16 protein-coding genes are annotated in these 13,964 nt (G+C 69.6%); 7 read left to right on the top strand and 9 right to left on the bottom strand.

What is annotated here, in order from left to right; translation table 11 throughout:
• Positions 1 to 5: 5 nt before the first annotated feature.
• The 9 genes from pheS to ASC98_RS05135 all read right to left on the bottom strand — a co-directional run bounded on the left by pheS (position 6) and on the right by ASC98_RS05135 (position 7,326).
• Positions 6 to 1,049 (bottom strand): phenylalanine--tRNA ligase subunit alpha, encoded by a 1,044-nt coding sequence (gene pheS / locus ASC98_RS05175; protein ID WP_056808407.1) that lies wholly within the window; start codon positions 1,047 to 1,049, stop codon positions 6 to 8.
• Between the two features lie 150 nt (positions 1,050 to 1,199).
• Entirely contained in the window at positions 1,200 to 1,556 is a 357-nt protein-coding gene (rplT, locus tag ASC98_RS05170; RefSeq protein WP_047511792.1) for a 50S ribosomal protein L20, read from the bottom strand.
• 52 nt (positions 1,557 to 1,608) lie between these two features.
• A complete protein-coding gene (gene rpmI / locus ASC98_RS05165) occupies positions 1,609 to 1,812 on the bottom strand; it encodes a 50S ribosomal protein L35 (protein ID WP_056808404.1) in 204 nt (67 codons plus the stop codon).
• A 135-nt stretch (positions 1,813 to 1,947) separates the two neighbouring features.
• Complete coding sequence (gene infC, locus ASC98_RS05160; protein ID WP_255358641.1) at positions 1,948 to 2,463, bottom strand: translation initiation factor IF-3; 516 nt, start codon at positions 2,461 to 2,463, stop codon at positions 1,948 to 1,950.
• Between the two features lie 118 nt (positions 2,464 to 2,581).
• Positions 2,582 to 4,501 carry a threonine--tRNA ligase gene (gene thrS, locus ASC98_RS05155; RefSeq protein WP_056808403.1) on the bottom strand — a complete coding sequence of 640 codons (1,920 nt, stop codon included), beginning with the start codon at positions 4,499 to 4,501 and terminating at the stop codon, positions 2,582 to 2,584.
• Positions 4,502 to 4,679: 178 nt separating this feature from the next.
• A complete protein-coding gene (locus ASC98_RS05150; RefSeq protein WP_157597909.1) occupies positions 4,680 to 5,189 on the bottom strand; it encodes a hypothetical protein in 510 nt (169 codons plus the stop codon).
• A 103-nt stretch (positions 5,190 to 5,292) separates the two neighbouring features.
• Positions 5,293 to 5,997 (bottom strand): aquaporin Z, encoded by a 705-nt coding sequence (aqpZ, locus tag ASC98_RS05145; RefSeq protein WP_056808399.1) that lies wholly within the window; start codon positions 5,995 to 5,997, stop codon positions 5,293 to 5,295.
• 55 nt (positions 5,998 to 6,052) lie between these two features.
• Positions 6,053 to 6,529: an acyl-CoA thioesterase gene (locus ASC98_RS05140; protein WP_056808397.1), complete on the bottom strand. Its 477-nt coding sequence runs from the start codon at positions 6,527 to 6,529 to the stop codon at positions 6,053 to 6,055.
• On the bottom strand, positions 6,529 to 7,326 hold the full coding sequence (locus tag ASC98_RS05135; RefSeq protein ID WP_082541880.1) for a class I SAM-dependent methyltransferase: 798 nt from the start codon (positions 7,324 to 7,326) through the stop codon (positions 6,529 to 6,531). The genes ASC98_RS05140 and ASC98_RS05135 overlap by 1 nt, the downstream gene beginning before the upstream one ends.
• Before the next feature lie 162 nt (positions 7,327 to 7,488).
• Here ASC98_RS05135 and ASC98_RS05130 point away from each other — a divergent pair, with 162 nt between their 5' ends.
• From ASC98_RS05130 to ASC98_RS05100, 7 genes are read left to right on the top strand one after another with little or no spacing between them, the layout of a single operon-like run.
• A complete protein-coding gene (locus ASC98_RS05130; protein ID WP_056808395.1) occupies positions 7,489 to 7,758 on the top strand; it encodes a phosphopantetheine-binding protein in 270 nt (89 codons plus the stop codon).
• Between the two features lie 4 nt (positions 7,759 to 7,762).
• Complete coding sequence (locus ASC98_RS05125) at positions 7,763 to 8,395, top strand: hypothetical protein (RefSeq protein ID WP_056808393.1); 633 nt, start codon at positions 7,763 to 7,765, stop codon at positions 8,393 to 8,395.
• Positions 8,392 to 9,762 carry an AMP-binding protein gene (locus tag ASC98_RS05120; RefSeq protein ID WP_056808391.1) on the top strand — a complete coding sequence of 457 codons (1,371 nt, stop codon included), beginning with the start codon at positions 8,392 to 8,394 and terminating at the stop codon, positions 9,760 to 9,762. Before ASC98_RS05125 ends, ASC98_RS05120 begins: the two co-directional genes overlap by 4 nt.
• A gap of 5 nt (positions 9,763 to 9,767) precedes the next feature.
• Positions 9,768 to 10,088 carry a MaoC/PaaZ C-terminal domain-containing protein gene (locus ASC98_RS30075; RefSeq protein ID WP_056808389.1) on the top strand — a complete coding sequence of 107 codons (321 nt, stop codon included), beginning with the start codon at positions 9,768 to 9,770 and terminating at the stop codon, positions 10,086 to 10,088.
• On the top strand, positions 10,085 to 11,005 hold the full coding sequence (locus ASC98_RS05110; protein ID WP_056808387.1) for an acyl-CoA synthetase: 921 nt from the start codon (positions 10,085 to 10,087) through the stop codon (positions 11,003 to 11,005). Before ASC98_RS30075 ends, ASC98_RS05110 begins: the two co-directional genes overlap by 4 nt.
• A 23-nt stretch (positions 11,006 to 11,028) precedes the next feature.
• Complete coding sequence (locus ASC98_RS05105; protein WP_157604793.1) at positions 11,029 to 11,583, top strand: outer membrane lipoprotein carrier protein LolA; 555 nt, start codon at positions 11,029 to 11,031, stop codon at positions 11,581 to 11,583.
• Complete coding sequence (locus ASC98_RS05100) at positions 11,580 to 13,955, top strand: MMPL family transporter (RefSeq protein WP_056819711.1); 2,376 nt, start codon at positions 11,580 to 11,582, stop codon at positions 13,953 to 13,955. Before ASC98_RS05105 ends, ASC98_RS05100 begins: the two co-directional genes overlap by 4 nt.
• The last annotated feature ends 9 nt before the right edge of the window (positions 13,956 to 13,964 follow it).

Below are 13,964 nucleotides of genomic sequence, written 5' to 3'. Positions count from 1 at the left end.
GCTGGTTACTTGAACTGGCTGAGGAAACGCAGGTCGCCGTCGAAGAACAGGCGCAGGTCGCTGACGCCGTAGCGCAGCATCGCAAGGCGGTCGATGCCCGAGCCGAACGCGAAGCCGACATGGCGCTCCGGGTCGAGCCCCATGTTGCGCACCACCTGCGGGTGCACCTGGCCGGAGCCGGAGACCTCGAGCCAGCGGCCTTTCAGCGGCCCGCTCTCGAACATGATGTCGATCTCGGCGCTCGGTTCGGTGAACGGGAAGTAGCTCGGGCGGAAGCGCAGCGCGAGCTCGCTGGTCTCGAAGAAGGCCTGGATGAAATCCAGGTACATCGCCTTCAGGTCCTTGAAGCTGACGTTCTCGCCGATCCACAGGCCTTCGACCTGGTGGAACATCGGCGAGTGCGTCGCGTCGCTGTCGACGCGGAAGGTGCGGCCCGGCGCGATCACGCGGATGTCGGGCATGTGCGGCTGGCCGGCGTACTTCGCGGCATGCGCGCGGGCATGGCGCACCTGCATCGGCGAGGTGTGCGGACGCAGGTTCAGCCAGTGGCCCTCGTCGTCCTTCATGTCGACGTAGAAGGTGTCCTGCATCGAACGCGCCGGATGGTTCTCCGGGTTGTTCAGCGCGGTGAAGCTGTACCAGTCGGTCTCGATCTCGGGGCCATCGGCCACGTCGAAACCCATCGAACCGAAGATCGCCTCGATGCGCTCCATCGTGCGTGCGATCGGGTGCACGCTGCCGACGCCGCGCTTGCGACCGGGCAGGCTCACGTCCAGCGATTCGGCCTTCAGCTGCGCCTGCAGCTCGGCATCGGCCAGGGCCTGGCGGCGCGCATTCAGCGCGGCCTCGATGGCCTGCTTCGCCGCGTTGATCTCGGCGCCGCGCGACTTCTTCTCGTCGCCCGCGAGCCCGGCCAGCGACTTCAGCAGCTCGGTCACGCGCCCCGCCTTGCCGAGGTAGCGCGCCTTCGCGTTCTCGAGATCGGCGGGTGCAGTCGCCTGCGCGAAATCGGCGTGCGCGGCCTGCACCAGTTGATCGAGGTCGTTCATCGGTTGAGGGTGGATGGTCGGTTCAAGAAACAAAAAAGGCCGCACACGAGGTCGGCCTTGGAGAGCTTGCCCCGACGGCTGCGAACAGCCTTCGGGGACTTGCGTGGCACCGGATGCACAGGATGTGCGCAAACCGGCGCGATCACGACATCAAGCGAGCTGGGCCTTCACCTTCTCCACGATGCTGCCGAAAGCGGCAGGATCGTTGACTGCCATGTCGGCAAGAACCTTGCGGTCGATCTCGATCGACGCCTTCTTCATGCCGTTCATGAACTTGCTGTAGGTGATGCCCAGGCCACGGGCCGCGGCGTTGATACGCGCGATCCAGAGCTGGCGGAACACACGCTTCTTGGTGCGGCGATCGCGATAGGCATATTGCCCAGCGCGCATGACCGCTTCCTTGGCGATGCGGAACACATTCTTGCGACGGCCGCGGTAACCCTTGGCGAGTGCGAGAATTTTCTTGTGACGAGCGCGGGCTGTTACACCACGTTTGACGCGAGGCATGGATTTCTCCTTCTAGAAGTATTTCTGAGACCGTGGAATCAATCGCTGCAGATCACAGCCCGGCGAAGGGCAGCATCTGAGCCATGTGACCCATGTTGGTCTCGTGCACGCCGACAGAGCCACGGAGGTGGCGCTTGTTCTTCGTGGACTTCTTCGTGAGGATGTGGCGCTTGAACGCCTGGCCCCGCTTGACGGTGCCACCCGGACGAACGCGGAAACGCTTCGCAGCGCTCTTCTTGGTCTTCATTTTGGGCATGACTGCTCCTTTTTCGTTGCTCCACCAGGCGCCCGCAAAGAACTTGCGGTCTTGTTGGCCTGGAGGGGCTTCTTGCAACGCGCCGGTGACCAGACCGGCGCGCTGAACTCTCAAAAACTCAACGCTGTTGCGGTCTCAGCGCTTCTTCGGACCGAGCACCATGATCATCTGGCGCCCTTCGAGCTTCGGCATGTTCTCGACGACGGCCACATCGGCCAGTTCGTCGCGAATGCGCTCCAGCAGGCGCATGCCGATGTCCTGGTGGGTGATCTCGCGGCCGCGGTAGCGCAGCGTGACCTTGCCCTTGTCGCCGTCTTCCTCGATGAAGCGGCGCAGGTTGCGCATCTTGATCTGGTAGTCGCCCTCGTCCGTGCCCGGACGGAACTTGACTTCCTTGATCTCGATGACTTTTTGCTTGGACTTCGCTTCCGCTGCCCGTTTCTGCTCTTGGTACTTGAACTTGCCGTAGTCCATCAGCCGGCAGACCGGCGGATCGGCCTGGGCAGCGATTTCGACCAGATCGACGTCCAGTTCGCCCGCCATGCGCAGGGCCTCCTGGATGTTGACGATCCCGAGCGGTTCGTTCTCCACACCGTTGAGCCGCACCTCTGGCGCCATGATTTCGCGATTGAGGCGGTGCTTGCGCTCCACATTGGGAGTGCGACGGTCAGCAAAAGTAGCGATGGTTCTTACCTTTCACCGGACCCCGAGGCAGCGGAGCCCAAACTTTGGATGTCGATGAATGCCGGCGGACAGGAGTTGCCTAGCTTCAGGCCCGGTGGGCGATGTCGCTGGCGAGCTTCTTTGCGAAGTCGTCCAAGGGCATCACGCCGAGATCCTGGTTGCCGCGGGCACGCACCGCAACGGCCCCGATTGCCTTCTCCTTCTCGCCAACGACAAGGATGAACGGGACCTTTTGCAAGGAATGCTCGCGGATTTTATACGTGATCTTTTCATTGCGCAAATCACTCTCCGCCCTAACTCCTTGTTTTTGAAGTGTTTTCGCGACTTCCCGGGCGTAGTCGGCATGCGCTTCGGTGATGCTGGCCACCACGACCTGCACCGGCGCGAGCCAGACCGGCAGCGCGCCGGCATGGTGTTCGATCAGCATGCCGATGAAACGCTCGAAGCTGCCGATGATCGCGCGGTGCAGCATCACCGGGTGGGCGCGGCCGCTGGTGTCGGTGACGTACTCGCCGCCCAGGCGCTCGGCGGTGTTGTAGTCGACCTGCATCGTGCCGCATTGCCATTGCCGGCCCAGCGCGTCCTTCAGCGTGTACTCGATCTTCGGTCCGTAGAACGCACCGTCGCCCGGGGAGATGATGAATTCGCAGCCGGAGCGGCGCAGGCTCTCCATCACCGCGAACTCGGCCTTGTCCCAGAACGCATCGGAGCCGACGCGGTGTTCCGGCCGGGTCGCGACCTTGTAGATGATGTCGGTGAAGCCGAAATCCTTGTAGACCTGCTGCAGCAGCGTCGTGTAGGCGACGCACTCCTCGAGGATCTGGTCTTCGGTGCAGAAGATGTGGCCGTCGTCCTGCGTGAAGCCGCGCACCCGCATGATCCCGTGCAGCGCGCCCGACGGCTCGTTGCGGTGGCACTGGCCGAACTCGCCGTAGCGGATCGGCAGGTCCTTGTAGCTGCGCATCTGCGAGTTGAAGATCAGCACGTGGCCGGGGCAGTTCATCGGCTTCAGCGCGTAGTCGCGCTTCTCCGATTCGGTCACGAACATGTTGTCGCGGTAGTTGCCCCAGTGGCCGGTCTTCTCCCACAGCCCCTGGTCGAGGATCTGCGGGCCCTTCACTTCCTGGTAGCCGTTGTCGCGGTAGACGGCGCGCATGTACTGCTCGACCTGCTGCCACACCGACCAGCCCTTGGCATGCCAGAACACCAACCCGGGCGCGTGCTCGTCGAGGTGGAACAGGTCGAGTTCGCGGCCGATTTTGCGGTGGTCGCGCTTCTCGGCCTCTTCGAGCATGTGCAGGTACTGCTGCAGCTCGTCCTTGGTGGCCCAGGCGGTACCGTAGATCCGCTGCAGCATCTCGTTGCGGTGGTCGCCGCGCCAGTAGGCGCCGGCCACCTTCATCAGCTTGAAGTGCTTCAACCGGCCGGTGCTCGGCACGTGCGGGCCGCGGCACAGGTCTTCGAACTTGCCTTCGCGGTACAGCGAGACGTCTTCATCGGACGGGATGCTGGCGATGATCTCGGCCTTGTAGTCCTCGCCCAGGCTCTTGAAGTACGCCACCGCCTCGTCGCGCGGCAGCACGCGGCGCTCGACGCGCTCGTCCTTCTTCGCGAGCTCGGTCATCTTGGCTTCGATCGCCACCAGGTCTTCCGGCGTGAACGGGCGCTTGTACGAGAAGTCGTAGAAGAAGCCGTTCTCGATCACCGGGCCGATCGTGACCTGGGCCTCCGGGAACAGCTCCTTGACCGCGTACGCCAGCAGGTGGGCGGTGGAGTGGCGGATGACGTCCAGCCCGGCGGGGTCCTTGTCGGTGACGATCGCGAGCGCGGTGTCGGCCTCGATGCGGTAGCTGGTGTCGACGACGCGCGCCGCATCGCCCTGCCCGACCCGCCCGGCGAGCGCCGCCTTCGCCAGCCCGGTGCCGATGGACGCCGCCACCTCGGCCACGGTGACCGGGCCGGGGAACTCGCGTCGGGAACCGTCGGGCAACTGGACTGAAATCATGAAAGGAGCTCCTGAAAACAAAAAAGCGCGGGGGTGAGCCGCGCTTCGAGAGAGATGACGAGTAAAGACGTGATGAGCCGCGGCCGACTAAACCTTCGTGAAATCCGGCGTAGTTCGCGGTGTCATAACCATGCTGCCTTCCTCGGTCCTTGCTGCTCGTGGGAGCCGGGATTGTAGATCAGCCGGGGAAGATGCGGGGGCCTTCGACGCGCACCGCGTCGCCCACGCGCAGCCCGTTCGGCTGCGAGACGATGAATTGCCGCCACACGCCGCTGTCCAGCCGCACCGAGATCCGGAACACGTCGTAGGCCGGCGCCTGGTTGCGCTCGATCTCGTTGCCGACGACCGCACCGCCGATCGCGCCGGCCACCACGCCCGCGCCGCGCCCGCCCATCACCGCGCCGATCACCGCGGCGCCGACGATGCCGCCGAGCACCGCGCCGCCGCCGGTCGGGCGCTCCTGCTGGCGCAGCACCTCGATGTTGGTGACCTGGCCGCGGCCGTTGTCGTTGTACGAATAGCGCGGCGGCGGCGCCTGCGGCACCACGACGACCGCTCCGGGCGGCGGCCCGGGTGGCGGGCCGTAGGGCCGCTCGTGGTACGGCCGTGGGTAGACGATGCAGCCGGACAAGGTGCTGCCCACCAGGGTCAGCAACGCGAGCCGCGTCAACGCAAGCTTCGGGTTCATCGACATCTCCGGGCGCCGGAGGCGGCGCCGCCCTGGAGCAACGTCGCAGCCCGGCCGCGGGTTGGCCGCCCGCGTGTAAAGAACGATGTCGGCCCTTGTCGCCTCAGGCCTTGTCGTCGGCCCCGGCCAGCCAGCGGTACAGCACGCCGCCGATCACCGCGCCCCCGATCGGCGCGACCCAGAACAGCCACAGCTGCGCGAGCGCCCAGTCGCCGACGATCAGCGCCGGACCGGTGCTGCGCGCCGGGTTCACCGAGGTGTTGGTGACCGGGATGCTGATCAGGTGGATCAGCGTCAGCGCCAGGCCGATGGCGATCGGCGCGAAGCCGGCCGGCGCGCGCTTGTCGGTCGCGCCCATGATGATCACCAGGAACATGCCGGTCATCACGACCTCGCAGACGAAGGCCGCCATCACCGAATAGCCGCCCGGCGAGTGCTCACCGAAACCGTTCGACGCCAGCCCGCCGGCCAGGCTGAAGCCGGCCTTGCCGCTGGCGATCAGGTACAGCACCGCGGCACCCAGCAGGCCGCCGATCACCTGCGCGGCGATGTACGCCGGCAGCTCCGACGCCTTGAAGCGCCCGCCAGCCACCAGCCCGATCGACACCGCCGGGTTCAGGTGGCAGCCGGAGATGTGGCCGATCGTGAAGGCCATCGTCAGCACCGTCAGCCCGAACGCGAGCGACACCCCGAGCAGGCCGATCCCGACGTTCGGGAAGGCGGCAGCCAGCACGGCGCTCCCGCATCCGCCCAGCACCAGCCAGAAGGTTCCGATCAGTTCGGCCGCAGCCCGCTTCGTCAGGTTCATCGCCTCTCCTCTGTCGTTGATGAGGAGCGCATTGGTGCATTCCTCATCCGACACGTCAAGGCTTCATCGACGTGGCGCGCTGCTCGAACTCCTGGCGCAGCTGGCGCCGCACCTGGGCGGCCTTGCTGCGGCGGATCTCGTCGGGCGTCACCGGCACCAGTTTCGGCACCGTGGCCGGCTGGCGCTCGTCGTCCATCGCGACCATCGTGAAGAAGCAGCTGTTGGCATGCCGCACCGTCTGCGTGCGGATGTTCTCGGTGACCACCTTGATGCCGATCTCCATCGAGGTGTTGCCGGTGTGGTTGACCGACGCCAGGAAGGTCACCAGCTCGCCGACGTGGATCGGCTGCCGGAACGTGACCTGGTCGACCGACAGCGTCACCACGTAGCGCCCCGCATAACGGCTCGCGCAGGCATAGGCCACCTGGTCGAGCAGCTTCAGGATGCTGCCGCCGTGCACGTTGCCGGTGAAATTCGCCATGTCGGGCGTCATCAGCACCGTCATGGTCAGTTGATGCGAAGGCAGGTTCATCAGCCGCGGGCTCCGTATTCCGAAAAAATGCCGAGTTCGACGTACCTGCTCGCATCGTGCAGGCCGGCCGCACGCAGCGTCGCCAGCACCTCGGCCGGTGCCACGCAGGCGGCGATGGTGTCCCAGTAGTAGCGCCACAGCCGCGGCGTGCCCTCTGCCTTCGAGACGAAGCGCGCCAGCAGCGGCAGCGCGCCGCGCATGTAGAGCTTCAGCAGCGCGGTGGCGATGCGCCCGGCCGGCTTCGTGATCTCGAGGATCAGCAGCCGGCCACCCGGTTTCAGCACGCGGCGGAACTCGGCGCAGGCGACCGAAAAGTCCTCGATGTGGCGCAGCGCATAGCCCATCACCAGGAAATCGATGCTGGCATCGGGCACCGGCAGCGCCTCGGCCCGGCCGACCAGGCAGCGCACCTCGCCCGGCAGGTGGGCCTGCGCCATCATCCCCGGGCTCGGGTCGACGCCGACCAGCCGCTGCGGCTCGTTCGTGACATGCAGGATCTCGTGCGACACCAGCCCGGTGCCCATCCCGAGGTCGAGCACCTGCATGCCCGGCGCCAGACCCGCGCGCAGCAGCGCCTGGCGCCGGTACCACGAGCCGGTGCCCAGGCCGAGGATGCGTTCGAGGCGGTTGTAGTCGCCGGCGGTGTCGTCGAAGGCCGAGCGGATGAAGCGCTCGCGCGCCTGCCTGTCGCCGTCGGGGTAGTAATCGGTCAGCGCACCGTGCGGCAGGTGCACCACGCCGTCAGCCGACTCGGGCGAGGAGCGTGCGGGCGGAACGCGGTCAGCGCGGTCGGGCATGGGCTGCAGACGGTGGCCAGGGTCGGGCGATGGTACGGCCTGTGACGGATGCCGCAACCCGGGCTCCGCTAAAATCGCGCACTTTGATTGTGCGGACCCATTGCACAGTCCCCTCGCAAGACGCTCCGAGCCAGACCCACCGAGCAAGTAGCCCGAGACTGCATGAGTTCAGCTGACACCTCTCTGTTGCCGGAAGTCGGCACGCTCCTGGTCGAATCCCTCAACCTGGAGATCGCCCCGGACGCCATCGACCCCGATGCGCCGCTGTATGGCGAAGGCCTCGGCCTCGATTCGATCGACATCCTCGAACTGGCGCTCGTCGTGTCCAAGCGCTACGGCTTCCAGCTGCGCTCGGGCGACGAGGACAACCTGCGCATCTTCTCGTCGCTGCGCAGCCTGGCCGGCCACATCGCGACCCATCGAACCGTTTGATGTCATGAAGGTGCATGCCCGCTGGGGTCTGGCCGCCGTCGGCCTCGGGGCGTATGCGCTGCTCGCGCACCACCTCGTCAGCCGCGACGCCGGCTCGGTGCCGGCACTGCTGACGCTGCTCGGGCCGATGGTCGGTGCCGCGCTGTGGGGGCTGTGGCACGCCGGCAACCGGCTGGTCGCGCTCGGGCTCGCGGGGCTGGCCGTCGCGGTGCTGCTGAACGGCTCGCGGCTGCCGGTCTCGTGGCTGTACCTGGCCCAGCATGCCGGCATCCACCTCGGGCTCGCGTGGTGGTTCGGCCGCACGCTGTTCGACCAACGCGAACCCTTCATCACGCAACTGGCACGCCGGCTGCACGATCCGATGCAGCCGACGATGGTGGTCTACACCCGTCATGTCACCGTGGCCTGGACCGCCTACTTCGTCGCGATCGCCGGCAGCTCCATCCTGCTGTTCGCGTTCGCATCGCTCGCCGCCTGGTCGCTGTTCGCCAACGTGCTGACGCCGGTCTCGCTGGTCGCGATGTTCGCCGTCGAGTACCTGCTGCGCTACCGGCTGCACCCGGAGTTCGAGCGCGTCGCCTTCCTCGACGCGGTGCGCGCCTACCGCGCGAGCGCTGCCGCCGACACCCCGCGATGAGCGCCGCCGCGCCGTTGCCGCCGCAGTTGCCACTCCTGGCCGGCGCGCCGCTCGACGCGCCGCTCGCGTGGCGAGCCGGCGTGCCGATCAGTCGCCGCCAGTACCTCGCCGACGTCGACGCGCTGGCCCGCCGCTTGCCCGACGGCGACGCGGTGCTCGCCGTCTGCAACGACCGCTACCGCTTCGCGCTGTCGCTCGGCGCGGCCATGCAGCGCGGCCAGTTCAACCTGATGCCGCCGAACCACACGCCGGACATGGTCGAGCGCCTGCTCGGCCTGTTCCCGCGCACGCACGGCCTGCTCGAAGCCGGCGCCGGCCCGCACGCATTGCCGTCGCTGCGCTTCGACGACGTCGCCCCGGGCCGCGCCGACTCCATCACCGAAACGCCCTGCTTCGCGCCCGACACCGTCGTCGCGCAGGTGCTGACCTCCGGCTCCACCGGGCAGCCGACGCGCCATGCCAAGCGCTGGGACCTGCTGGTCGAGAACCTCCGCGCCGAAGCCGCGCGCATCGCGCACCACCTCGGCCGCGACAGCCTCGCCGGCGTCAGCCTGCTGGGCACCGTGCCGCCGCACCACATGTACGGCTTCGAATCGACGGTGCTGCTCGCGATGCTGGGCGGCGCGTCGTTCGCCGCCGAGAAGCCGCTGCTGCCGGCCGACATCGCCGAAGGGCTGGCGCAGTTGCCGCGGCCGCGCGTGCTGGTGACCACGCCGTTCCACCTGAAGACGCTGCTCGACGCCGGCGTCGCGCTGCCGCCGCTCGACCTGGTGCTGTCGGCCACTGCGCCGCTGTCGCCGCAGATGGCCGCCCGCGCCGAGGCGGCGTGGCAGGCGCCGCTGATCGAGATCTACGGCTGCACCGAGGCCGGCCAGGTCGCGACGCGCCGCACCACCGACGGCGCCGACTGGCTCACCTACGACGGCGTGCGGCTGGCGGGCGACGGCGCCGACAGCATCGTCAGCGGCGGCCACGTGCCCGAACCGGTGCGGCTCGCCGACGTGCTGGAGGTGCTGTCGCCGACACGCTTCCGGCTGCTCGGCCGCAGCAACGACCTGATCAACGTCGCCGGCAAGCGCAGCTCGCTGTCGCACCTGAACTTCCAGCTCAACGGCATCGACGGCGTGCGCGACGGCGCGTTCTGGCTGCCGCCGGCCGACACGGTCGAGGGCATCGCACGCCCGGTGGCCTTCGTCGTCACCGACACGCTGACGCGCGAGGCACTGCTGGCCGCGCTGCGGCTGCGGCTCGACCCGGTGCTGCTGCCGCGGCGCATCGTGCTGCTGCCGTCGCTGCCGCGCGACGCCACCGGCAAGCTGCCGGCGCAGCGGCTGGCCGCGCTCGCGGCCGAGCACCTGCCCACCTGACCCGCATGCCTGTCGCCACCGTTCGCATCCCGGCCTCGCACCCGGCCTTCGCGGGGCACTTCCCCGGCCGGCCGATCGTGCCGGGCGTGCTGCTGCTGGCCGAGGTCGTCGAGGCGATCCTGGCGCACGGCGGCACGCTGGCGCCGCTGCAGGTCGGCGCGGTCAAGTTCGTCGCGCCGGTCGGCCCCGATGCCGAGCTGCGCATCGAATGGGACGCGGTCGACGCCGCGTCGACACGGCTGCGCTTCGAGGTCGGCCAGGTCGTCGACGGACAGGCGCAGCGCCGCGCCAGCGGCCATTTCGACCTGTCGCCCGCGCCCCGATGACGCCTGCCGACAGCTCCTGGACGAGCCAGCGCGAGCGCAGCAACCTGTGGGCGCTGGCGCTGATGCGCCGCATCGCGGTCGGCCTCGGCCGCCCGGTCGCGCGGCTGCTGCTCGGCCCGATCGCGCTGTACTTCCTGCTGTTCGGCGGCGCGCCGTCGCGCGCCTCGGCACAGTACCTGCGGCGCGTGCTGGGCCGCGCGCCGTCGTTCGGCGAGCGGCTGCGCCACCTGCACGCCTTCGCGTCCACCGTGCTCGACCGCGTCTACCTGCTGCAGCAGCGCTTCGACGGCTTCGACATCCGCATCGAAGGCACCGACCACCTCGATGCGGTGCTCGCGCGCGGCCAGGGCGCGCTGCTGATCGGCGCGCACCTCGGCAGCTTCGAGGTGATGCGCGCGCTCGGCCAGTCGCGCGCGGGCTTGCGGGTCGCGATGGTGATGTACGAAGAGAATGCGCGGATGATCAATGCCACGCTGAAGGCGATCGCACCCGACACGCCGCTGCACATCATCGCGCTCGGCCACCTCGAATCGATGCTGCAGCTGCGCCGCTGGCTCGACGACGGCGGCGTCGGCGGCCTGCTCGGCGACCGCAGCCTGCCCGGCGCTGCCTCGGCGCGCTCGGTCAGCCACCGGCTGCCCTTCCTCGGCGACGACGCCACCTTCTCCGACGGCCCGTTCCGGCTTGCCGCGCTGCTGCGCCGGCCGGTCGTCTTCATGACCGGGCTGTACCTCGGCGGCAACCGCTACGAGCTGCGCTTCATGCCGCTGGCCGACCTGAGCGAGCGGCCGGCCGGCCGCGAGGCGCAGGATGCGGCCATCGCCGAGGCGCAACACCGCTATGTGGCCATGCTGGAATCGCTGTGCCGCGAGCAGCCGTTCAACTGGTTCAACTTCTACGACTTCTGGAAACCATGACCCCCGTGCGCAGGCTCGTCTGGATGTTGCTGGCACTCGTGAGCACCGCCGCGGGCGCCGCGCCCGCCGACCTGGGCAGCCTGCTGCCGCTGCTGGCCGCGGTGAAATCCGGCGAGGCCACGTTCACCGAACAGCGCCAGGTCACGCTGCAGGACATGACGCGCACGCTGGAATCGTCCGGCCGGCTCAGCTTCGCGGCGCCCGACACCTTCGTGCGCGAGACGCTGAAGCCGCGCCGCGAGCGCCTGGCCGTGGCCGGCAACACGCTGACGATGAGCCAGGGCAGCCGCAGCCGCAGCGTGCCGCTGGACACCGTGCCCGAAGCGCAGGTGCTGGTCGAGGCGGTGCGCGGCACGCTGACCGGCAACCGCGAATTGCTCGACCGCCATTTCACGCTGCAGTTCAGCGGCAGCCTCGACCAGTGGACGCTCGAGATGGTGCCGCGCGAACCGCTGTTGCGCGAGCAGGTCGCGCGCGTCACGGTGAGCGGCGTGCGCGCCGCGCTGACCGAGGTGCAGGTGCAGCTCGCCGGCGGCGACCGCTCGACGATGAAGATCGTCGAGAGCCGGGCGCCATGAATCTTCAGGCGTTGCGCCGGCCGGCGGCCTGGGTGTGGCTGGCAGCGATGCTGCTGGGCGCCTGGCTCGCGACGCGCGCCACGTACGTCGCCGACCTGTCGGCCTTCCTGCCGTCGTCGCCGAGTGCCGAGCAGCGCGTGCTGCTCGAGCAGCTTCGCCACGGCGTCACCGCGCGCGTGATGCTGGTCGGCGTGCGCGGTGGCGATGCGGCCTTGCGCGGCGAAGCCTCGCGCGGCCTGGCGGCCGCGCTGCGCACCGGCGGCGAATTCGACAGCGTCAACAACGGCGACGCCCTGGGCACGCCGAAGGCGGTCGGCGAACTGCTGATGGGCCACCGCTACCTGCTGAGCCCGGCGGTCGATGCGCAGCGTTTCAGCGTCGACGGCCTGCGCGACGGCATCGCCGACACCACGGCCATGCTCGGCACGCCGGCCGGCGCGTGGATCAAGCCGCTGCTGTGGCGCGACCCGACCGGCGAGATGGCGCGGCTCGCCGAGACGCTGCTGCCGTCGGGCGGGCCGCGCGTCGAGGCCGGCGTGTGGGTGTCGCGCAGCCAGCCGCGCGCGCTGCTGGTCGCGATCACGCGCGCCGGCGGCTCCGACCTCGACGGCCAGGCGCAGGCCATCGATGCGCTGCACCGGGCCTTCGCGCCGTGGGCCGCGCGCGGGCTGTCGCTCGACCTGTCCGGCGCCGGCGTGCTCGGCGTGCAGTCGCGCACGCTGATCAAGGCCGAGGTCGAACGGCTCGCGCTGTGGGACGGCGCGATCGTGCTCGCGCTGCTGCTGCTCGCGTTCGGTTCGCTGAAGGCGCTCGGCGTCGCGCTGCTGCCGGTGGCCAGCGGCGTGCTGGCCGGCACCGTCGCGGTGAGCCTCGGCTTCGGCCAGGTGCACGGCATGACGCTCGGCTTCGGCACCACGCTGATCGGCGAGGCGGTCGACTACGCGATCTACTACCTGGTGCAGGCACGCCCGGCCGCCGGCAGCGCGCCCGGCGGCGGCGCGCTGCATTGGCGGCGGCACAACTGGCCGACCGTGCGCTGGGGCCTGCTGACCTCGCTGGCCGGCTTCTCGGCGCTGGTGTTCTCCGGCTTCGGCGGGCTGGCCCAGCTCGGCGTGTTCTCGGTGGCCGGGCTGCTGGCCGCGGCGCTGACCACCCGTTACCTGCTGGTCGACCTCGCGCCCGACGGCGCGCCCGGCCTCGGCCTGCGGATGCGCCTCGGCCAGGCCACCGCGCGGATGGCGTCCGCGCTGCCGCGGCTGCGCTGGTTCTGGGGCGGCCTCGGTGCCGCGGCGCTGGCGCTGCTGCTGTGCCTGCCGAGCGCCTGGCGCGGCCAGCTCACGCACCTGAGCCCGGTGTCGGCGAAGGCGCTGACGCTCGACGCCTCGCTGCGCGCCGACCTGGGCGCGGCCGAACTGGGCACGCTGGTCGCGATCGAGGCGCCCGACGAAGCGACCGCGCTGCAGCGCGCCGAGCAGGCGAGCGCGCGGCTCGACCCGCTGGTGGCCGCCGGCCTGCTTGCCGGCTACGAATCGCCGACCCGGCTGCTGCCGGCCGAGGCGACACAGGCCGCCCGCCGGGCCGCGCTGCCCGATGCCGACACGCTGCGCGCCCGGGTGAAGCTTGCGACCGTCGACGGCCTGCTGCCGGCCGACCGGCTCGAGCCCTTCATTGCCGACGTGCAGGCGCAGCGCCAAGCCAGGCCGTTGACCCGCGCCGACTACGACGGCACGCCGCTCGCCACGGCGTTGCAGGCGCAGCTGCTGCCGGCGGCACAGGGGCGGCCGTGGACCGTGTTGCTGAGCCTGCGCGCCGGCACGCAGGCGCTGCCCGCGGCCCGGCTGCGCGACGCGATGCAGGGCCTGCCGGACACCCGCGTCGTCGAGATCCAGCCCGAACTCGATGCGCTGTACGCCCGCTACCTGCGCGAGGCCTTCTGGCAGAGCGCGCTCGGCGCGCTGGCGGTGCTGCTGATCCTGTACGCCGGGCTGCGCTCGCTGCGCCGGCTGTGGCGCGTCGCGCTGCCGCTCGCGGCCAGCGTCGTGCTGGTGCTGGCCGGGCTCACGCTCGCCGGCGTCGCGCTCGGCGTGCTGCACCTGGTCGGGCTGCTGCTGGTGGTGGCGGTCGGCTCCAACTACGCGCTGTTCTTCGACCAGCTCGCGCAGCAGGATGCGCGCGAGGCCGATACCGAGACGCTCGCATCGCTGCTGCTTGCCAACCTGACCATCGTCGCGTCGTTCGCGCTGCTGTGCACCTCCAGCGTGCCGTTGCTGGTCGCGCTCGGCGAGGTGGTCGCACCGGGCACCGCGCTGTGCCTGCTGCTGTCCGCCAGCTGGGCCCGCCGCGCGGGCGGTGTGGGACAATCCGGGCCCTGATTTCCCCTG

Source organism: Rhizobacter sp. Root1238 (genome assembly GCF_001425825.1).
Classification (GTDB): Bacteria; Pseudomonadota; Gammaproteobacteria; order Burkholderiales; family Burkholderiaceae_C; genus Rhizobacter.
This window is presented reverse-complemented; position numbering and strand designations above follow the sequence as displayed.